This window comes from Neisseria sp. P0014.S009 (assembly GCF_051958155.1).
GTDB lineage: Bacteria > Pseudomonadota > Gammaproteobacteria > Burkholderiales > Neisseriaceae > Neisseria > Neisseria flavescens_C.
The window spans coordinates 17,600-35,960 of record NZ_JBQCVS010000015.1 but is presented as its reverse complement, the minus strand read 5'-3'; the positions used below and the strand labels follow the sequence as shown (position 1 = coordinate 35,960).

Annotated in this window: 32 protein-coding genes and 1 pseudogene; 5 read left to right on the top strand and 28 right to left on the bottom strand. The window is 48.8% G+C overall.

Features of this window, described 5'->3' with window-relative positions; translation table 11 throughout:
- Positions 1-4 precede the first annotated feature (4 nt).
- From ACTHS4_RS09940 to ACTHS4_RS09820, 25 genes are all read right to left on the bottom strand, one after another.
- On the bottom strand, positions 5-334 hold the full coding sequence (locus ACTHS4_RS09940) for a hypothetical protein (protein ID WP_440365870.1): 330 nt from the start codon (positions 332-334) through the stop codon (positions 5-7).
- The gene (locus ACTHS4_RS09935; protein WP_440365869.1) at positions 331-648 is read right to left on the bottom strand and encodes a hypothetical protein; all 318 of its coding nucleotides are present in this window, start codon (positions 646-648) and stop codon (positions 331-333) included. The genes ACTHS4_RS09940 and ACTHS4_RS09935 overlap by 4 nt, the downstream gene beginning before the upstream one ends.
- Positions 545-964, bottom strand: a complete 420-nt coding sequence (locus tag ACTHS4_RS09930) for a hypothetical protein (RefSeq protein ID WP_440365868.1) — start codon at positions 962-964, stop codon at positions 545-547. The genes ACTHS4_RS09935 and ACTHS4_RS09930 overlap by 104 nt, the downstream gene beginning before the upstream one ends.
- Positions 936-1,172 (bottom strand): hypothetical protein, encoded by a 237-nt coding sequence (locus ACTHS4_RS09925; protein WP_002219316.1) that lies wholly within the window; start codon positions 1,170-1,172, stop codon positions 936-938. Before ACTHS4_RS09925 ends, ACTHS4_RS09930 begins: the two co-directional genes overlap by 29 nt.
- Before the next feature lie 2 nt (positions 1,173-1,174).
- Positions 1,175-1,339: a hypothetical protein gene (locus ACTHS4_RS09920; RefSeq protein WP_440365867.1), complete on the bottom strand. Its 165-nt coding sequence runs from the start codon at positions 1,337-1,339 to the stop codon at positions 1,175-1,177.
- A 2-nt stretch (positions 1,340-1,341) separates the two neighbouring features.
- Complete coding sequence (locus tag ACTHS4_RS09915) at positions 1,342-1,515, bottom strand: hypothetical protein (protein WP_049323773.1); 174 nt, start codon at positions 1,513-1,515, stop codon at positions 1,342-1,344.
- Positions 1,512-2,057 (bottom strand): N-acetylmuramoyl-L-alanine amidase, encoded by a 546-nt coding sequence (locus tag ACTHS4_RS09910; protein WP_440365866.1) that lies wholly within the window; start codon positions 2,055-2,057, stop codon positions 1,512-1,514. The genes ACTHS4_RS09915 and ACTHS4_RS09910 overlap by 4 nt, the downstream gene beginning before the upstream one ends.
- A 155-nt stretch (positions 2,058-2,212) precedes the next feature.
- On the bottom strand, positions 2,213-2,641 hold the full coding sequence (locus ACTHS4_RS09905; protein ID WP_304716874.1) for a Mor transcription activator family protein: 429 nt from the start codon (positions 2,639-2,641) through the stop codon (positions 2,213-2,215).
- A 3-nt stretch (positions 2,642-2,644) separates the two neighbouring features.
- Positions 2,645-3,049, bottom strand: coding sequence for a gp16 family protein (locus ACTHS4_RS09900; RefSeq protein ID WP_440365865.1), 405 nt, complete (start codon positions 3,047-3,049; stop codon positions 2,645-2,647).
- 199 nt (positions 3,050-3,248) lie between these two features.
- A complete protein-coding gene (locus ACTHS4_RS09895; RefSeq protein WP_440365864.1) occupies positions 3,249-4,136 on the bottom strand; it encodes a recombination-associated protein RdgC in 888 nt (295 codons plus the stop codon).
- Positions 4,137-4,163: 27 nt separating this feature from the next.
- A complete protein-coding gene (locus ACTHS4_RS09890) occupies positions 4,164-4,406 on the bottom strand; it encodes a hypothetical protein (protein WP_440365863.1) in 243 nt (80 codons plus the stop codon).
- Entirely contained in the window at positions 4,406-4,927 is a 522-nt protein-coding gene (locus ACTHS4_RS09885) for a host-nuclease inhibitor Gam family protein (RefSeq protein ID WP_440365862.1), read from the bottom strand. Before ACTHS4_RS09885 ends, ACTHS4_RS09890 begins: the two co-directional genes overlap by 1 nt.
- Positions 4,920-5,066, bottom strand: coding sequence for a hypothetical protein (locus tag ACTHS4_RS09880; RefSeq protein WP_168162674.1), 147 nt, complete (start codon positions 5,064-5,066; stop codon positions 4,920-4,922). Before ACTHS4_RS09880 ends, ACTHS4_RS09885 begins: the two co-directional genes overlap by 8 nt.
- A gap of 11 nt (positions 5,067-5,077) precedes the next feature.
- The gene (locus ACTHS4_RS09875) at positions 5,078-5,278 is read right to left on the bottom strand and encodes a hypothetical protein (RefSeq protein WP_049230751.1); all 201 of its coding nucleotides are present in this window, start codon (positions 5,276-5,278) and stop codon (positions 5,078-5,080) included.
- A gap of 15 nt (positions 5,279-5,293) precedes the next feature.
- The gene (locus tag ACTHS4_RS09870) at positions 5,294-5,539 is read right to left on the bottom strand and encodes a hypothetical protein (RefSeq protein ID WP_440365861.1); all 246 of its coding nucleotides are present in this window, start codon (positions 5,537-5,539) and stop codon (positions 5,294-5,296) included.
- 1 nt (position 5,540) lies between these two features.
- Positions 5,541-6,368 (bottom strand): hypothetical protein, encoded by an 828-nt coding sequence (locus ACTHS4_RS09865; RefSeq protein WP_440365860.1) that lies wholly within the window; start codon positions 6,366-6,368, stop codon positions 5,541-5,543.
- The gene (locus ACTHS4_RS09860; RefSeq protein WP_049343886.1) at positions 6,365-6,805 is read right to left on the bottom strand and encodes a hypothetical protein; all 441 of its coding nucleotides are present in this window, start codon (positions 6,803-6,805) and stop codon (positions 6,365-6,367) included. The genes ACTHS4_RS09865 and ACTHS4_RS09860 overlap by 4 nt, the downstream gene beginning before the upstream one ends.
- On the bottom strand, positions 6,805-6,972 hold the full coding sequence (locus ACTHS4_RS09855; RefSeq protein WP_440365859.1) for a hypothetical protein: 168 nt from the start codon (positions 6,970-6,972) through the stop codon (positions 6,805-6,807). Before ACTHS4_RS09855 ends, ACTHS4_RS09860 begins: the two co-directional genes overlap by 1 nt.
- Positions 6,973-7,051: 79 nt before the next feature.
- Positions 7,052-7,174 carry a hypothetical protein gene (locus ACTHS4_RS09850; protein WP_371460037.1) on the bottom strand — a complete coding sequence of 41 codons (123 nt, stop codon included), beginning with the start codon at positions 7,172-7,174 and terminating at the stop codon, positions 7,052-7,054.
- Positions 7,171-7,326 (bottom strand): hypothetical protein, encoded by a 156-nt coding sequence (locus ACTHS4_RS09845; RefSeq protein WP_004520477.1) that lies wholly within the window; start codon positions 7,324-7,326, stop codon positions 7,171-7,173. The genes ACTHS4_RS09850 and ACTHS4_RS09845 overlap by 4 nt, the downstream gene beginning before the upstream one ends.
- 99 nt (positions 7,327-7,425) lie before the next feature.
- The gene (locus tag ACTHS4_RS09840) at positions 7,426-7,665 is read right to left on the bottom strand and encodes a hypothetical protein (RefSeq protein ID WP_440365858.1); all 240 of its coding nucleotides are present in this window, start codon (positions 7,663-7,665) and stop codon (positions 7,426-7,428) included.
- Between the two features lie 27 nt (positions 7,666-7,692).
- Positions 7,693-7,935 carry a toxin PIN gene (locus tag ACTHS4_RS09835; RefSeq protein WP_440365857.1) on the bottom strand — a complete coding sequence of 81 codons (243 nt, stop codon included), beginning with the start codon at positions 7,933-7,935 and terminating at the stop codon, positions 7,693-7,695.
- A gap of 15 nt (positions 7,936-7,950) precedes the next feature.
- Positions 7,951-8,865, bottom strand: coding sequence for an AAA family ATPase (locus ACTHS4_RS09830; RefSeq protein ID WP_219198622.1), 915 nt, complete (start codon positions 8,863-8,865; stop codon positions 7,951-7,953).
- A 34-nt stretch (positions 8,866-8,899) separates the two neighbouring features.
- Entirely contained in the window at positions 8,900-10,882 is a 1,983-nt protein-coding gene (locus ACTHS4_RS09825) for a Mu transposase C-terminal domain-containing protein (RefSeq protein ID WP_440365856.1), read from the bottom strand.
- Between the two features lie 7 nt (positions 10,883-10,889).
- A complete protein-coding gene (locus ACTHS4_RS09820) occupies positions 10,890-11,066 on the bottom strand; it encodes a DNA-binding protein (protein ID WP_019273444.1) in 177 nt (58 codons plus the stop codon).
- A gap of 106 nt (positions 11,067-11,172) precedes the next feature.
- Between ACTHS4_RS09820 and ACTHS4_RS09815 the strand changes: the two genes are divergently transcribed.
- The 3 genes and pseudogenes from ACTHS4_RS09815 to ACTHS4_RS09805 form a co-directional block, all read left to right on the top strand.
- The gene (locus ACTHS4_RS09815; RefSeq protein ID WP_019273443.1) at positions 11,173-11,532 is read left to right on the top strand and encodes a helix-turn-helix domain-containing protein; all 360 of its coding nucleotides are present in this window, start codon (positions 11,173-11,175) and stop codon (positions 11,530-11,532) included.
- Positions 11,533-11,693: 161 nt separating this feature from the next.
- Positions 11,694-12,047, top strand: a complete 354-nt coding sequence (locus ACTHS4_RS09810) for a helix-turn-helix domain-containing protein (RefSeq protein WP_118779250.1) — start codon at positions 11,694-11,696, stop codon at positions 12,045-12,047.
- 30 nt (positions 12,048-12,077) lie between these two features.
- Positions 12,078-12,509 (top strand): annotated as a pseudogene (locus tag ACTHS4_RS09805) (S24 family peptidase); the annotation flags it as partial.
- A 409-nt stretch (positions 12,510-12,918) separates the two neighbouring features.
- Here the strand turns inward: ACTHS4_RS09805 and ACTHS4_RS09800 are convergent.
- The 3 genes from ACTHS4_RS09800 to mltG form a co-directional block, all read right to left on the bottom strand.
- Positions 12,919-14,199, bottom strand: coding sequence for a malic enzyme-like NAD(P)-binding protein (locus ACTHS4_RS09800; RefSeq protein ID WP_440365855.1), 1,281 nt, complete (start codon positions 14,197-14,199; stop codon positions 12,919-12,921).
- Positions 14,200-14,462: 263 nt separating this feature from the next.
- Positions 14,463-15,089 (bottom strand): dTMP kinase, encoded by a 627-nt coding sequence (tmk, locus tag ACTHS4_RS09795; protein WP_049331462.1) that lies wholly within the window; start codon positions 15,087-15,089, stop codon positions 14,463-14,465.
- A 67-nt stretch (positions 15,090-15,156) separates the two neighbouring features.
- A complete protein-coding gene (gene mltG / locus ACTHS4_RS09790) occupies positions 15,157-16,152 on the bottom strand; it encodes an endolytic transglycosylase MltG (RefSeq protein WP_107791945.1) in 996 nt (331 codons plus the stop codon).
- Between the two features lie 115 nt (positions 16,153-16,267).
- Between mltG and ampD the strand changes: the two genes are divergently transcribed.
- Together ampD and ACTHS4_RS09780 are read left to right on the top strand one after the other, a co-directional pair.
- The gene (gene ampD / locus ACTHS4_RS09785; protein ID WP_070826085.1) at positions 16,268-16,834 is read left to right on the top strand and encodes a 1,6-anhydro-N-acetylmuramyl-L-alanine amidase AmpD; all 567 of its coding nucleotides are present in this window, start codon (positions 16,268-16,270) and stop codon (positions 16,832-16,834) included.
- A 177-nt stretch (positions 16,835-17,011) separates the two neighbouring features.
- A complete protein-coding gene (locus tag ACTHS4_RS09780) occupies positions 17,012-18,280 on the top strand; it encodes a cell division protein ZipA C-terminal FtsZ-binding domain-containing protein (protein WP_070826084.1) in 1,269 nt (422 codons plus the stop codon).
- The last annotated feature ends 81 nt before the right edge of the window (positions 18,281-18,361 follow it).

Below are 18,361 nucleotides of genomic sequence, written 5' to 3'. Positions count from 1 at the left end.
CCCTTTAAACCGGCACGTCGCCAAATACGATACGCACTGCATAGCCTTCGGGATGACGACTCGACGCCTCGACCTTTTGGCCGTCAAAAAAGACTGAGTAATATTTCCGCAAAATACCAATCACATCAGCAGGAGCGGTCGCGGAAAACTCCACACAAAAGGTCGTCTGAAAATCCTTATCCATACGCACTGCGTACTCAATGCCAGCCTTATCCAATAGGTCGGAAACATGAATGACAAACGGCTCTTGCTCGCGTGCGCGGCTCAATCCCAGCTCTAAATCCGCATGGCGGCAGGCGACCGTGCGTTGTACCAACTCACGATAAGTCGTCATCGCGCGCCCTCCGAACCGTTAACTTCCGCTTGACTGTTGACCCAGTCGCGCCAAGCCTGATTTTGATTTTCCAGTTCGGCAACATAGCCGCCAAACTCAGCGGCGTGTTCCAACAGCGTTGCCGTCTTGCCGTCTTTCGGCGGATTCGGGCGCACCGGCGCGACCATCAACGCGGCAGGCGGGGTCGGCATGACCGCCTTTTCGACAACCTTAATTTCCGTAGCCGAGGGCGCGGTTGTAGAGCTGCAGGCCGTGATGGCCAAAGCCGTCAATACAACCGCCGCCTGCTTTTTGGCGGTCTTGAGTAAGCGCATTTTCGATTTCCTTTTTGTTTTGCGTTTTTAGGCGGCTTACTTCCGCCTGCTTTTGTGCCAAAGCCACACCGACGGCGTGCGCCTTGGCTTCAGATTTTTTAGCTTCCGCACGCGCCTGTTCCAATTCGCGCGCATAGTTTTGAGCCGACAACAGCAGGGCTTGCGCCTTATCGTGCTCCATCTTGTCGATGACCGCTTGCTGTTTGGCAAAGGCTGCCTTGTAGCCTTGATGGTGCGACACCGCCAAGCCCGTGCCGATAAGCGCGATGATGGCAATCGGTTGCCAGTTATTCGCCAGCAGTTTCACGAGATTCATTCTCGACCTCCTGACGTTTGACGCTGACAAACGAACGCGCCACCGCATAGCCGCCGACAATGCCCAAATACACCGCCCAAATCTCCGCCGACGGATCGGGCAACATCACAAACTTAAACGTACCAGCCGCGCAGGCAACGTTTGCCCATAGTTTCGAGTGCGACACATTGCCCGTCGCGGGGTTTTTAAAAATATCCAAAATACGCATTGCTATTCCACACTTTTGGTTTGCAGGTGCCGTTTCAGCATTTCCCGATAATTGGCCAGTTCGCCCTCCGCAAATTCAAACGCAGGCAAGTCCGCCTGTTCGCTTGCCTCGCGGCTTTTGGCCGACCACAGCTCAATCATCTTTTCGTAAAACTCAACCTTCCCCATGATTAACGACGATTCTTGCGTTTACGCGCCGCACGTTTCGCAGCCGCCACACCCGACTTACCCAAGCGCATAGACGGATGTTGTTTCAAATAGCCAATACTGGCAGGCTTAATTTCAAATTCAGGCAGCTGCGGTTTCAAGACAGACAGAGCCAAAGCAATCAAAGACTTTTTCATACCTTCGCCGCTCCCAATTCCATCGCAATCGCGTCCGCAATCGCGCGGCAGATGCCCCATTTTGTAGTTTTAAACAAAGCCAAATCAGTGTCATTGCTGATAAAAAACGGCTCAAAAACAATGCCGCCGGCCTGAGCATACGCCAAACGGGAATGTTGCCCTGCGTTATCCGGCTTAAAGCCGTCTTCGCCGCGCAGTTTCCAGCCGGTCGCCTTCGCAACAGCCTTGCTCAACACCTGACACCAGCGTTTGTTTTTCGGCGTAGACAGGGCTTCGATGCCTGTCGCCGCCTTACTGACGGCTGCGTTGGTGTGAAACTCAATCGCCACATCCGAGCCGCGAATCAGTTTGACTGCTTCGCGCAGCGGCATATTGCCTTTACCTTCGCCGTCGGTGCGTACAATCAGGCCGTAATCGTTACGCAAGATTGAAGCCACGATGTTGCGCATATCCTGCGCCAAGTCCGCCTCACGGTCGCTTCCGTTGACCGCGCCCGGGTCGGTGTTGCTGTGTCCAGCGGTTAAGGTTACGGTTTTGCCCATTCATCATCTCCAAAAAAGGTTGATTGCATAACATTTGAAAACCCCATTAAACCGTCTTTACCTCGTCGTCCTGAACGGTAGATGTTTCACCCCCTGCGAACCAAAAAAAAGACCGTCTGAATACAGACGGCCAAAGCCTGGTCACACATCACTGCCTAAAATAAAGCTGCCTGCTGTGCCGCAGGTCGGCTCATTTCATTGATAATCGTATATCCCGTTCGTGAAGAGATGCCATATTTAGGGCATAGCTTCGTCATTGCCATAAGCCCGCTCTCCTTATCAATATCGCGCAATTTGATAAACTCCTGATAGAACCTATGGTTTCTCAACTGTATTAAAGCCTTGCCGCACCGTGGGACATACAATTCCTCGCCACCATATACCCGCAATAGCTCATGCGTTTTCACTTCGCCGATGGCTTCGACCAAAATTCCCAAACGCTCGGTGTCCACTTTGCCCTTACCAAATTTAAACCGCGCCCCGCCAATCGCCTTGACCAGCTGCTCGGTTGCAGCCAATCCGATGACATCTACAATTTCCAATACCGTGTCCGGCAATAAATGTTCAACTTTTTCGAACCCCATCTTCTACTTTCCCCGTTTCCTGTTTTCTGCAATCTGCAATGCAGCAACCAATTTATGCAATTGCGCATCGTCCAAATACTCAACCTTATCCTTGCCAAACATCCGCCGCGCCATTGCGTGTGCATAGTTCCAATGCTTGCCGCCGACGGTCAAAAGTGCTTCTACTTTGTCCAACATTGCCGCTGATGATGTCCGCCGCAGATGTGGTTTACCGTGTGGGTTACCTTTAGTTTTAGGCTTAAATCCGTGTGACCGCATATCAGATACCACTGCTTCAAGTTCGGGAACATCCATATCAGTACACGACCGCTTGCCCGTTACGCGCTCCAACACTGCGCGATAGGTACCGTCATCCAAGCCCAGCTCCTTTTGAGCAATCTTAATTTTTGCAATCAACGCACGGCGCATTATCTCTCCAATACAACATATAGTATAAATTAGCGCATATTATACCAATAAAATACAATATATAGTATTAAGTCGATGTTTTTTTGCGGAACTGACAGACATAAAAAAGGCCGTCTGAAACAGGTTTTAAACCCCATTTCAGACGGCCTTTAATCAAGCTTTAAAAATCCCAGCCTTCAGAATCCATCCCAACCCTCCATCATTCCTGCCAACCTCCAAGTAAATCCACCAACTCACCAAGAATCGCACTCAGTGCAGCCTCCATCAGTAGCTGCGTGGCATAAGCCATACTTTCCGCATCATCACAGCTGCCGGATGCTTCTTCCTGTACAACGTCCAGCCATTGGATACGTTTCAGTGTTAAATCCTGTGTCAGGATAAATGCCACGCGGTCATTCCATACCAAGCCAAGTTCGGTTACTTTCATGCCATTTTTGGCGTGTTGTACCACATCTTCGGCGGTAAGGTCTTTGCGGCTGATTTTAACTTTGGGAGCAACATCGCCCACGCCGACTAGGGTAACGTCAGAATCCAGCATGAACCGACCTTGAGCTTCACCCTGCAACAGCCAGTTGGTCATCAATGATGCCGGCGATTGACGGGTAACCGGATGTTGAGCAGGCAGGCCGCCAAGGGCTTCGCGCAACTTGGTCAACAGGTTTTCGGCCTTGCGGCGATTTGCCGTATCAACGAATAACCACTCGCCAGCAAATAAACCATAAGTGCGGCTGCTTTTAATCAACGCTTTAGGCAACAGGTCGTCGATAATTGCTTCGCGTAATTCATGCTTTTCTCTGCGGCCGACATTACGGCCTTTGGCAGTTTGGATCTTAACAACCTGTTCGTCCAATTTATGTTTGATGGCCGCACTGGGTAATACTTTTTCTTCTCGCTTCAGGGCGATAAGCATAGTCTTTTCTGCTTCAAATACCGCTCTGTCAGAAAATGCGGTCGGGTGGGTAAAGCCCTCGGTAAACCAGCCCAAGCCCTGTAGTTCGGTAAACCAACTATTTCCAAGAGATTCATCTAAATAGCGTTTTTCGGGCAATTCAAAAACACGAAATGGAGTAACTTGTTTAAACCACATAATATAATCCTTTATAAAATCTACTTATTACCAAAGAAGAAATAAAATCAACGCAAGAAAAAACCAAACCACCCCGAAGCAGTAATAAATAAAGGCTTTTTTTCGGTCGCGCATAGCCTCTTTTTCTCCTTCTTTCACTTTTTCCCACACGAGAAAAGCGGTTTCCAATTTTCGGTTGGCATTTTCGACTTGAGCGTGGATGTAGAAGGAATCGCGTGCGGCAGTTCTTAAAAATTTCAGCTCATCAGTATTTAAATTTCCGTTTTCCATCACGCCAACTCCTGCTCCGTAGGCTCAATCACAAAATCCTCAAGCCCCGACACAATCTTAATTCCCGGCACTTGGCCGTCTGAAAAACGCTCTTTTTGATTCAGGATGGCGTCTTTGTCGATTTCCTTTTTAGTGCGGACAAACTCGGCAAAGGCGGATTTTTCCGAGAGCCACGCCAAGACGGCGGCCACGCCCGTTACCTTGACGGATGGCGGACGGATGCGCCATTTAATCAGGCCGGTAGTAAAGTCCACGGTTTTGGTTTTACCGTTTTCCGTCAGCTCGTCCTTATGCGCTTCGCAGTAGGCGGCCACACGTTCGGTCAGGCTCATGATTTCGGCACACATCGGCGCGGCTTTGGAGGCATATTCTTCTTCGATGACCGCTTTTTTGTCTCCGGCTTCGGTTTCCAGGCGTTTGACTTCGCGCTGCAAGTCGCCGATTTTGCGGATAAACGCAGTAACTTCCGCTTTGTCTTGTGCCGCTTCGATAGCGGGTTGTTTGATTCGGGTTTTAGCCATTTGCTTTTTCCTCCAGTTTGTTGAGTAGTTGATATACTTCGCTTGCTTCAAATCCTTTAGTTTCAGCAAAACTGATAAAGGCATCCCAGTCTTGCTCTAAATATTCGTCCAATAGACGGTACTCGTGCGGTTCAATCATGGTGTTTTCCTTTAATCTTGATCTGATAAGTCTCGTAAAATTTGACTTAAAAAATTCTCGTGGAGTGCTGTTTGCCTTTTTCTCAGATAGCCTGCTGCAGCATGTCCGGCAAAGATTGCAGGAGTTTTTTCACTATCATCTCCCAATCCTTTGATTTCAAAATCAAATAAGCTTTTGGTACTATCTTTAATAGTAATAATGACTTTAGCCATTTTCTTTTTCCTTTCTTAGTTTACTTTTCGGGCTGCATCTCTCAACTGTCTTGCCAGTTGCAATGCTTTTAAATTAGTGACAGCAGCCTTGATAAATCCTTCCGTATCTCGGGCGGCATCACTGCATACGCTGTCTAAAAATTCCGTTGTCAACGCAGCCATCAGGTCGGGAGCTTGATACTCACCGTTTATCTTGATTTCGGGCAACTCGACGCGACACTTCCCATTTTCCGCAATGATTTTAAAAACATACTCTTTCATTTCACTTACCTTTCTTGTTTAAAACATCTTTCACTTCCGCCATTTTCTGACGGCCTTTTTCCTTATCCGGCGCGGGCTTTGCCAGCATCGCCCTTGGTATCATCCGTGGCGGCAGGTTGCGGAGCAGTTCGGCAGGGTGCGGCCATGTTTCCGCCGCCTGCAATACCTTAAACTCCGTCTGAATCCGTATCGGGTCATACTCCGGCGAGACGATTTCTTTTTTCTCCATCAGTTTCCGATACCAAATTTCCGCGACTACCGGCATATCCTGCGCTGCCGGTCGGTTGGGTAGATTGAGCGCGGCAAGCAATGCAAAACCTGAAGCGATTTCTCGTTTCGCCCAATCTTCTCCTGCCCATTCTCCCAAGGCTGCCACCCCCTGCCGCAGTTTTGACGGTGCGCCGCCTTCGCCCCCTCTACCCGTGGGAGAGGGATGGGGAGAGGGCAACCCCGAACCCTGCCACTGGCTGACAATCTCCAGTAAATAACCATGCGACTTTAAGGGCAGTTTCAGACGGCCTTGGTCGCGAGCATTAACGGTTTCATTAAAACCGTGAATCCAAGCCTCGGTAGGGGCAGGAAAACAAACCCCGTCACGCGCCGCCTCCTGCGCCTTAATCATCGGCAGCAACTCATTCAGCAGTTTCGCGGTACGCGCCCAAGAGAGCTGGGACTTGGCGGGGCGGAACAAACCGATATACCGTATCGCCGCCTTGCCCAATTCCACATCCATCTCCAACACAGCCTTTAATACCGCCGAAGCCTCCGCATCATTGATTAAGGTGTCTAGGCTATGCACCGCACCGCAGTTCGGGCATTTGATGTTCATGACTCGCTCTCCCATAATGTTCGACGTTCAACCGTCTTAACGGTCTTGACGGCTTTCCGTTCCCATCTTCCGCAGTGGCGGCATTTGCGTGATTGTTTATTGGCATAAATCCATTTGTGATGCCATTCAGTTAATGCACACCCTCCGATACGTTCGTATTCGTCCCATTTGACTTCGGTAACCACCTCTGTTTCAGGGGTTTTCACAAAACAAAATGTCTCAACTTTTTCGGAGCTGTAATAAATCCTGCTGCCAATAAAGTCTCCAAGACCGTCTTCAATAAACCAGCCGATATACCAGCCGAACCCATCTTTAAACTTAACAATTCGCGGATAAGCTCCTGAAGCTTCGAGCAGTTTGGATTTTTTCTTCAAAAATCGGAAAATATAGCCAATGTATTTAGGGTCTTTTTTAGGGTTGTATTGCTCAATGTCCATCACACTTCCTCCCATAAAGTTATCGCCCGAGCCAAAGTTTCCGCCTCGGCAGTTTTCCACATCCCATCCGGCGCACGCGCTGCAATCACAAAGCCTTCTCCGTCCTTTTTCATAATCATCAGCTCGCCACGGTCTTCGATCCATTCGGTGATTTCTTTTGCATTCATCTTTAAATTCCTTTTAAATCAATACCTTATATTTTCAGTAAGGCAAAAAAATATAGAGCAACATCAACGGCTTACCGTTTTAATTGTCGTCATACCCGTCATGGCCTTCGCCGATCATGTGCAACACGACAATTCGGGCCAGCATCTCAAGCCAAATCCCCAGCAGCACCAACACAGCCAATCCACCAACAAACCAAATCATTTTTTCTCCTCCTTCTTCTCGGCAGGCCGTTTAAAACGCGCCTGATACTCCTCGATTTCGCGCTCTCGGCTTTTTTGCGCCATTCGCGCCGTCGCACGCCTGCGGTGTTGTCCCCAAGCCTGCCAATCCGTATTACGTCGTCCGAAACTCATTTCACACATCCTTTCACAATCGCCTTATCGCCATATTTCGCGCGGATTTCCTTAAGCGCACGTTCCAAAGCCTCTCGTTTCGCCGTAGGGCTCAATGGCTTATCGCTCATAAACAATCCCTTTCATTTTTTCCTCTACGCTCATTGACTCGTATTGCTCGCCCAAGGCTTTTGCCTCCAAATCCGCCAGACGCTCGCGCCGCGACATTTCCAACTTCGCCGCCGACACCACCGGCTTAGAGCAGCTGTGCAGCATCGTTCCCACCAAAACCGCCCAAAACAACAACCAAAAAGCCAAACTGATCCACTTGGTTTTTCGTTCGCAAAACAAATTAGACATTTTTCTATTTCCTTATAAATCAATAACTTAATATTTTCTCAAGGCAAAAAAATTATTGCGCACCCAATCCGCCTTCACTTGAGCCGCCCATTCCCTGGCTTCCTCTTTGGTCTCGAAGCGTTTCCGCAGTCGGCGGATTTGCAACCATGCGAAGCCTTCTTTCCGCTTGCCGCGCACATCCGCCCGCCAAATCTTGCGCCGTTTATGGGTTTCATAATCGTGCCAAGTGTCCTCATAGACTCCGGCGTGTACCGCATATTCGTGTCTCATTTCAGACGGCCTTTCTTATCGGATAATCAGGGAGCTGTATTTCTTAACGATACCGGCCTGCATCTTGATACCGTTCTTGTTCGCCGTGCGTACCGCGCCGCGCATCAATTTGCTCATCCGGCGCGTATTGCCGTTACTATGTTTAACCAGTTCCAAGAGCGTCTCCTCGTCCGCATCAGGCAAAGCCGCTTTCGCAATCTCAAAGAGTTCGTCATCCGGCAAAGATTCGCCCAAATTCAGCGCAACAGACACGCGGCTATAAAGTTGCACCAGCTCGCCATGCTTACCGCGCAGGTTGGCCACCAGTCGGGGCATACCGCTCAATACCAAGCCGCAGCCAGTCTCATCGTGCAGACGGCGTACAATTTCAAGGGCGCGTAACGGCAGGTTTTCCGCTTCATCGACCACAATCAGACGGCCTGAATCGCGCAGGCGGTCAGATACAGACTCAAACAAATCATTCAGGCTGCCCATCGCCGATACCTTTGCCGCCGTCGCCAACTTGCGCATCAGGACAAGTGCCGTGAAGCTCGGATTAGCCTCAATCAAGATGGCCGCAGGGTTTTTCTCGCAGTAGTTTTTGACCGCCTGAGTCTTGCCCAATCCCGCCTGACCGTAGATCACCACTGTTTCTCCGCCTTCGTGCGCATCGCGCATCACTTCCGCGATTCGGCGGGTCGTCTTAGTCGATACAAAACCCAACACCAGCTCTTCGCGTTGCGCTTTACTGTCCTGCATCTCCAAAAACGCCTCGATTTTCGGCTCGATGGTTTCATAATTGCCGCCTTTTTCCGCATAAGTGCCGTTCAGATACATACTGATGGATGCCGGCGAAGTACCGATACCGCGTGCCAGTTGGGTTTGGTTCATACCTGATTTGGCTTTAAATTCAGCCAGTTTTTGTTGCAATGCTTGATTAATTTGTTTCATTTTTTTAGTCTTTTAAAAGAGGTTTAAAACCGTTTTAACTTCTATCCGCCTCAAACAGCACAAAATCGTCTGTGCCCGTTTTCGGCAATACCGCATACTCCGCCTCGATGACGTTTCCGCCCAAATTTCCCAGCTCGTCCCAAGCTGCCGCCTGTTCCAGTGCCGGATTGACTTCCGCATTCGCGAGCTTGATTGCATTTTCCGCCCGCTTGATTTTGCCTTTTCGACGTTTTTCCGCCAGTTGGTCGATACGCGCCGTCGGGAAAGCCTCGCGGCTATTGCCGTTGGCCTGCGCCTTAGTGATAAACTTGCCGTCCATATCAAACACATTGACCACCGACGCATCGTCCAAATCGTAGCTGACCCGTACCTCGTCTTTGTGATACTCCGCCAACTCGACCGAAAAATAAGAGTTGTTGAACAAATCCAGCCAACCGCGCTGAACTTTTCGCACCTCTTGCGGCATAAACATCGTCGCCAGCTCCTCTGCCGACAACATATCCGGCGCAATCCCGTCCTGTTCCAGCCTCATTTCCCGATAAGCCTTCGGCGAATAATGCCCGCCGTCCGGATGTCGGGGCAGCTCGCCGTGCGGGCGGTTGTTGTATTCGTCGATACACTTGCCCACATCCGCGATAAAGCGCGACCAGCTCGGCAGTTTTTTCAAATATTTCTGTTGTTCCTCCGTCAAATCCTTGCCTTTTTCCAAAGCGTTAAACGCACTTTCCATCTTGCGGTACATCAGGTTCTTCGTGCTGCTGTCCATCCCCGCCCCCGCAAACGTCTCATACTGGCGCGCCATCTCAATCAGATTGTCTTTCCACCATCGCTCGATGATGCCTCGACCTTGCGGATTGCCCGCGATACCCGTTTCATGGTGGATACCCAATCGGGACGTAATACCCGTGATTTCATGGTCTATCGTCTTGCCGGTTTGGCCGCTGCCGATATCCGAGTAGTAGATAATCGGCGGACCACAGTGCTTGACCCCGATACGCAGAGCGTCCGAAACCGCCACACAACTTTCAGCAAGAGAGACCGAAAAACCGACCACAAACCGCGTACAACCATCAATAATCACCGTCACTTCAGGCTTAAACGGCCTGCCGTGTACCGGATGTGCCACCTTCGCCTTAAAGCTGTGGCCGTCGCCGATCCAAACATCGTTCGGCTTCAAAGCCCCCCAATCACGTTTCACATAAGGCAGCAGCGATTTATAAGCCGCCCCCGTTTTCCTGCCGCGCTCCTGCATAATCAACGGGAGCTTGTCCCAAACGCGCCGCACCATACTCAAGTTAGGCACATCATTGACCGGCATATTTCCCGCTTCCGCCCACTGCACAAAACGGCGGTAGCTGTGCGCCAGTTTTGGCGCAGACGGGATATTGTGAAACTGCATAAACATCGGCAACCAACCGTAGCTCTCAATCGGCTTAACCGCCTTCGTCGTCTTCGGAGCCAAAGCAACCAACCGCTCCGTTGCGTTTTCCGCCTTAAGGTAGGAAGATATCCAGCCGTCTAAAGTACGTTCGCCAACCTTCGCCGACCGGCTGCGGTCATTGGCCTTTTCCAAATTCCCAAGCGTAATCGCGTCCAATTTGCCTTCTGCCAGCAAGCCCAAAAACTGAGCCACCGCAGCCTTGGCAGAGCAACCGTATTGGTATTTAATCCCCAACACCGCCGCCACCACCGCACATCGCGCATCCACCACCGACCGTTGTTTCTCGTTCAACAGCTTGGCCGCTTCAGCCAGTGCCTGAGCCGACATCGCCGTTCCCTGTCTGACTTGGGGCAGGGTTTTCGGCATCTTCTCCGCCAACTCGTCCGACTGCCGTTTCATGATGGCTGCTCGGATTTCGGCAGGGAGGGAAGCGATTAAGTATTGCTTGACTTTCCCGCCTTTGCCTTGGCCGTCTGAAAATTTATAAAGCCAGTTTTCTTTTAAAGCTTTTTTGTCTAATGCTTGCCTTGATTTATTTAATATTTCAGATAACTCTCGGCTAGATATTTCATTCATATCAACCTCACTTCAGCCCAAGTTTTCTCGCAATTTCAAAACCCTTGCCGTATTTAGCCTTATTCTGCCCGCCGACAACTAAGTAAACTTCGCGTGGCTGATAGCCGTTTTCACGCGCCCAAGAAGCCAGAGTCTTGCCTTCTTTTTCAAAATTTTCTTTTAATTTCTCGACAGTTATCAACATAGATAGTCCTTTCTGACTGTGTTAGAATACATAACTAAATAAGCACTAGTGCTGTTCTCTTTTTTGAATTATGAGAAAAATATTTCTCTTTTGCAAGGATTATTTTGTGGAAAATATTTCTCTTTTTGCTAATCGATTGAAAGTAGAAAGAAAAAAGTTAGGTTTGACTCAGTCTCAACTTGCTGAGAAATGCGGCATTACACGTGAGATGTGGGGAAAATATGAGCGTGGTCAATTTCTACCAAACTGTGAAATTATTTTCTCTTTTTGTGCATTAGGTGCAGATGTAAATTTCCTTTTCACAGGAAATAGGCCGTCTGAAAATTCAAACGAACTCAGCAAAGATGAATTAGAACTGCTTCAAAACTATCGACAATCAACAAATAAAAGTCGTGAGATTATTTTGACTATCGCCAAAACACAGGAGAAAAAAGAAGTCGGTATTACGGTTGGTGAAGTAGCCTGAAGGGTAGGGCTAAGCAACTATTTTTAAAAAATTGGTTGCTTAGTTACAATTTTATTCAAAAATCATATTTATATATCTATATGATATTAAATAATTTTAACTAAGCAACCGAAAAAATTTTGTTGCTTAGTTAGTTGCTTAAATATCTAGAAGGAAGAAGAATGGAAATTGTTTCTTGGTTCTCAAATCGTCTTCAAGCTGAGAGAAAACGTTTAAAATTGTCAGTACGTGAGGTCGCAAAAGCCTGCGAAGTAACTGCTGCAAAATGGACTCGTTTTGAAAAAGGTGAAGAAGCTCCAGAAGCTAAGACATTATTTTTATTTGCTGAATTAGGTGCAGATATGAATTATGTTTTTAAAGCAGAATTTCTTGATAAAGAAGAAATACAGTTAATAGAAAAATACAGAGAAGCTGACCTAATAGGTAAGGCCGCCATAGATTATGTTGCGCAAGGTTGTAACAAAGGTTATGCTCCTGGTTCAAGCATTCAGTGCATTATTAAATTTCTAGAATAATTTCAATAGACTAGTACGACACCATAGGCTCCCGTCAACCTGTCAGAGTTTGTATTCGTGCCGAGCTACAACGTAGCCGCAGTAGCAGGGTATGGCGCACCGGTCTTCGGCGAAGAACCTTTGTTCTGCTTGGTTTTCCGCCGATACTGGATAGAAAACTACGTTACCCGGCAGACAGACAAGCTCTCCGTAATCGCCGTCAAAGGCGACAGCATGGAAGGCATCCTGAACCACGGCGACAACATCCTAATCAACCACGCCGAAACCGAGCCGCGCGACGGCCTGTACGTCCTACGCATAGGAAACGACCTGTTCGTCAAAAACATCCAACGCCTGCCCGGCCGGCTCTTGGTTAAATCCGCCAATCCTCTCTACGAACCTTTTGAAATCGACCTCACAGCCGACAACACCGATACAGCCATCATCGGCCGGGTAGAATGGTTCGGCCGTACCGTAAACTGATTTTAAAACCCTCTTAAAATAGTTTTAAAAAATTCCCAATCCCGTCAGCTTTCAACAAAAAACCGCGCATTCCGGCGCGGTTTTGTGAAAAAGCTGGCGTAACTTTTCCGGATACAAAAAAACGCCGAAATCCACGTCTTTCGAAGATTTCAGCGTTTTTTTACTCTATTTGTTCCTTGTGCAAAAACTAACAGTCCCCCACACAATTCTGCAAAATCAAAGCGGCTCAAAAATAAGAAACCTATTTTAGAAAGCAATTCATATTTCCACGCCCATTTTGAATCGGCAGCTTACCATGTTTATCATTCCAACCGTTTCATTAAACTCTCTATAAAATACCCAATAAACAAAAATGCCGTCTGAAATACAACTTTCAGACGGCATTTTCAATCAAATACTACTTACCGGATTACAATTTCAAACCGGCCAGTTTAGCAGCGTACGCATCCAAGTCGGCGATTGGACGGGTAGCCACGCCGCTTTCCATTGCTGCTTTAGCAGTAGCTGTAGCAACGCGAGGCAACAGGCGGGAATCGAATGGGGTAGGAATCAGGTATTCCGCGCCGAATTCAAATTTCTTACCGTAAGCAGCAATCACTTCCTCAGGCACTTCTTCCATTGCCAAGTCAGCCAAAGCGTATACACAAGCGCGTTTCATTTCTTCGTTGATGGTGGTCGCGCCGACATCCAATGCGCCACGGAAGATGAATGGGAAGCACAATACGTTGTTTACTTGGTTCGGGAAGTCTGAGCGACCGGTACCGATTACCACATCCGGACGGGTTTCTTTTGCCAAAGGAGGCAGAATTTCCGGATTTGGGTTTGCCATAGCGAACACGATTGGTTTTTCGTTCATGGTATTCAGCATTTCAGGTGTCAGCAGGTTTGCGCCGGACAGACCCAAGAAGATGTCTTTACCTTTAACGGCATCGGCCAATACGCGTTGGCCGTTGTCTTCGATGGCGTAGAACTGTTTGGACTCGTCCATACGGTCTTTGTCTTCGCGGGTTTTGTAAATCACGCCTTTGGAGTCGCAGACAGTTACGTTTTCACGTTTCAGACCCAAATCCAGCAATTGGTTCAAGCAGGCAATCGCTGCGGCACCTGCGCCGGAGCACACCAAAGTCGCTTCTTCAATTTTGCGGCCGGTATAACGCAAAGCGTTCAGTACAGCGGCAGCGGTAATGATGGCGGTACCGTGTTGGTCGTCGTGGAATACAGGGATTTTGCAACGTTTGCGCAATTCGCGTTCGATGTAGAAGCACTCAGGCGCTTTGATGTCTTCTAGGTTGATACCGCCGAAAGTCGGCTCCAAAGAAGCGATGATGTCTACCAATTTTTGCGGGTCTTTTTCATCGATTTCGATATCGAATACGTCAACGCCGGCGAATTTTTTGAACAATACGCCTTTGCCTTCCATTACAGGTTTACCGGCCAATGCGCCGATGTTACCTAAACCCAACACTGCTGTACCGTTGGAAATCACGGCAACCAAATTGCCTTTGGCAGTGTATTTGTAGGCAGTTTGAGGATCGGCATGGATTTCCATACAAGGAGCAGCTACGCCCGGAGAGTACGCCAACGCCAAGTCTTTAGAAGTAGCCAAAGATTTGGTTGGGGTAACGGAGATTTTGCCCGGCACGGGGAATTCGTGGAACTGCAGGGCGGCTTCTTTTAATGAATTTTCCATTTATCGATCCTGTTTGCGAGAGAGATTTTACAGCGAACAAGTCTGAAACAGGCTGCTTCAGACGTTTAAAATTTCTAAAGTCGGGTTGTTAACAGACAGACTTTGTAAGGGACCGTAATTTTATCATGTTCTTTTGGTGGCGCATACCGATATTTATTACATTTGTTTTGATATTTCGTTTTATTTGGTTTTATGTCTAAAAACTTCTGTAATAATATTTCTTCGCCACACTACCCTTCTTTCAGATGGCATTTTATTTAAACTTAAACATTCAATCCAAAATGACTGTCTAGCGCGGTTTCAATCTGATTTTTTACCGCGTCCAGACTTTGGCTGCTGTCGATGACGGCATAGCGTTCCGGCTGTTCGTTAGCACGTTGCAGATATACTTCGCGCACCCGATTGAAAAACTCGGCTTCTTCTTGTTCAAAGCGGTCTTTCTCACGCGTTTGGTTGATGCGCGCCATTGACACTTCCAAAGGCACATCCAACAGCAAAGTTAAATCTGGGCGGAAATCGCCCTGTACCCAATGCTCAAGCGTGGCAATATCTTGCAAGGGAACGCCGCGTCCGCCGCCTTGATAGGCAAACGTTGCATCGGTAAAGCGGTCGGAAACGACATGCGTGCCGTTTTTCAGGGCAGGCAGAATGACTGTTTCCAAGTGTTGCTGTCTGGCTGCAAACATCAGCAGAGTTTCGGTACGCAGGCTGACTTGGGTGGCAGGATTGAGCAGGATTTCACGCAATGCTTCTCCGGCCGGAGTGCCTCCCGGTTCGCGCGTAAACAATACGGGCAGTTGGTGTTTCTCAAACCATGCTTTCATTACGGCAAGGTTGGTGGATTTGCCTGCGCCGTCTATGCCGTCAAGGGTAATAAATCTGGGTTTCATATGGATATCTTCAATTTAAAGGCCGTCTGAAACAGGGATTATAAATGTTTCAGACGGCCTATTCGGTTTATTTCTTCAAAATATATTTGCGTACGGCAGCGTTGTGTTCAGAAAGATTATGGCTGAACTCGCTCAAGCCCGTACCATCCATTTTTGAGACGAAATACAGATATTTTTCATCAGACGGATGGCCTGCTGCTTCAAGCGCGGCCTTGCCGGGAAGCGCAATCGGCGTCGGCGTCAAGCCGCTGCGCGTGTAGGTATTGTAAGGCGTATCGCGTTGCAGGTCGGCCTTGCGGATTCTGCCTTTATACGCATCGCCCATACCATAGATGACGGTCGGGTCAGTTTGCAGGCGCATACCGATATTCAGGCGGTTGACGAATACAGCGGCCACATGGGCGCGGTCGTCTTCGTGCGCGGTTTCTTTTTCAATCAGACTCGCCATAATCAGCATTTCGTACGGATTTTTATAAGGCAGGCCGCTTTGACGGTCATCCCATGCTTCTTGCAGGTTTTCCCGCATCTTACGGTAGGCGATTTTGTAAATTTGAAGATCGCTGCCGCCGGCATCAATTTCGTAACTATCCGGGAAAAACTGTCCTTCGGGATTGCTGCTCAAGGCATCGGGTGCCACTTCGGCCATCAGTTTTTCATCACTCCAACCGCGCGTATCGTGGGCAATGTCGGCAGTGTTATCGATAATACGGCGCATTTGTGCAAAACGCGCGCCTTCCAAAATTTGCACGCTGACCGAGTCAGGGCGGCCTTTTTTAATGCGTTTTAAAATGTCCCAAGCCGATACTTTGGCAGACAGGCGGTAAGAACCGGCATTAAGTTGGTTGTGTACGCCCATCACATATGTGGCGGCTACTAAAACATAACGGTTATAAACAATGCCGTCTTGAGCCAGTTTGCGGCTGACGGAAGAGATACCTTGGTTTTTGGTAATGGTAATACGGTATGGTTTGCCGTTGTCTTTCGGAACAAACAACAATGCGGCAACCACGGCGGCAAATGCCGTCAAAAATACGGCCAGCCATTTCAACAATTTTTTCAGCATGGTAGGATTCTTGGTTTGTGAACGTGTCGGGCGACAGTATAACCGAAAACAAGTCCACCACGCCCTCCACCTTACCCAACGTATATTTTCCTATCCCGAAAGGCCGTCTGAAACCATGAATTCTCCTTCAAAAAACACTTGGCAAAACGGCCGTTGGCTGAATGCACGCCAAACTCATTCGCCCAATTTCAGCCCGCGCGAACCGGATGAAGACATCTCATTGGTTGTCCTCCACAATATTTCCCTCTCTCCTTTTGAGTACAACACAGGGGCAGTGGAAAAATTGTTTACCAACCAAATCAACCCTGACGAGCATCCTTTTTTCAGCATCATCCACACCTTGCGCGTCTCCAGCCATTTTTTCATCAGCCGTAAGGGCGAAACCGTCCAATTCGTTTCCTGCGACGACATGGCCTATCATGCCGGCGTATCGTCGTTTCAAGGCAGAGAAAAATGCAATGCCTTCTCCATCGGTATCGAGTTGGAAGGCTGCGATTTCGAGCCTTTTACCGAAGCACAATACACCAGCCTGCAAGCCTTGCTGACCGCTATTTCCGAACATTACCCGATTCAGGCCGTTACCGGTCATCAGGACATCGCGCCGGACAGGAAAACCGATCCCGGGCATTTCTTCGATTGGCCTCGCCTTCAAAAAGCAGGTTTTCCCATCCGGCGCGGATAACTTTCAGACGGCCTGAACAATGATTGGCAGACATAATGCTGTCACAACCGTTTATTTTCGTTATAATTCAGCTATTCATTCGGACGCATAAAGTCCGGCTCCAACGAACTTCCTACGCAGCAAGATTCCGCACCCTGAAAAAGACGGAATGCTGCCTTTTTAAAAAGTGATTACTCCATGATTTTCATCGTCTTAGCCCTCGCCGCTCTTTTGGCGGTCATCGGTTACAACATGTACCAGGAAAACCAATACCGCAAACAAGTGCGCGAACAATTCGGCCATTCCGATAAGGATGCACTTTTGACCAGCAAAACCAAGCACGTCCGCGACAGCAAAGAAACCGGCGGCCAAGGTTTGTTTATCAAGAAAAACAAAAAAAACGAAGAGGCATTGCGCAACCTGCAAGAGCAAGATGAAATCTACGCGGCAAAAGCCAAACTGGCTCATCCTGCCCAACTTAAAACCGATGTCGAGCTGACCGTGGAAGACGACTTCTCCGCAGAAGAAAAAGTTCAACACACCGTTATCGGTTTGAACAACGAAATTACCGTCAGCCCTGCCGAAGCCGCTTCTGCTCCGGTTGAAACCGCTGCCGAACCTGTGGCACAAGTACCATTGATCAGCTTGGACGAATTGTCTCAAGTCGAGCTGCCTTGGTTTGACCCGCGCTTCGACTACATGGCCTACATCTCCCTGAAACAAGCCCAAGAATTGCACGCCTTGCCGCGCCTTTCCAGCACACACCGCTTCCAAATCATCGGTTGCACCATGGACGACCATTTCCGCGTTGCCGAGCCGATTCCGGGCGTTTACTACCAAGGCTTCGTCATGGGTCTGCAAGCTGTCAGCCGCAACGGTTTGGCCGCGTGTGAAGAGCTGCAACACTTCGACCAACAGGTTGATGCTTTTGCCCAACTGATGGACGGCAAAGTTTTGCATACCGACTTGGACGCGTTCACCGAAGTCGCACAAGCCCTCGACCAATTCTGTGCGCGTGTTGACCAAACCATCGCCATTCACTTGGTTTCCCATTCCAACATCAGCGGCGTAGAGTTGCGTGCCGCTGTGGAAGATACAGGCTTCAAACTCGGTGAAGACGGCGCGTTCCACTTCGGCGACAACAACAATCCTCAATTGTTCTCCATCCATACTTTGGACAACAAACCGTTTACCAATCCTCTGTTGGACAACCAAGCCTACCGCGGTTTCAGCATGCTGTTGGATATTCCGCATGTTCCTGCCGGTGAAAAAACTTTCGACAAATTTATGGACTTGGCAGTCAAACTCTCCGGCCAACTCAGCTTGGATTTGGTTAACGACCAAATGGAAGAAGTTTCCACCCAATGGCTCAAAGACGTACGCAACTACGTTTTGGCCCGTCAGGAAGAAATGCTTAAAGTCGGCCTCAAACCCGGCAGCAAACAAGCCCTGCGCCTATTCTCTTAAAATTCCCCAATCAAAAAGCGGATATGCAATGACGGCATATCCGCTTTTTTCAGGTAAAATCCCTTCATCTTCAATATTCAT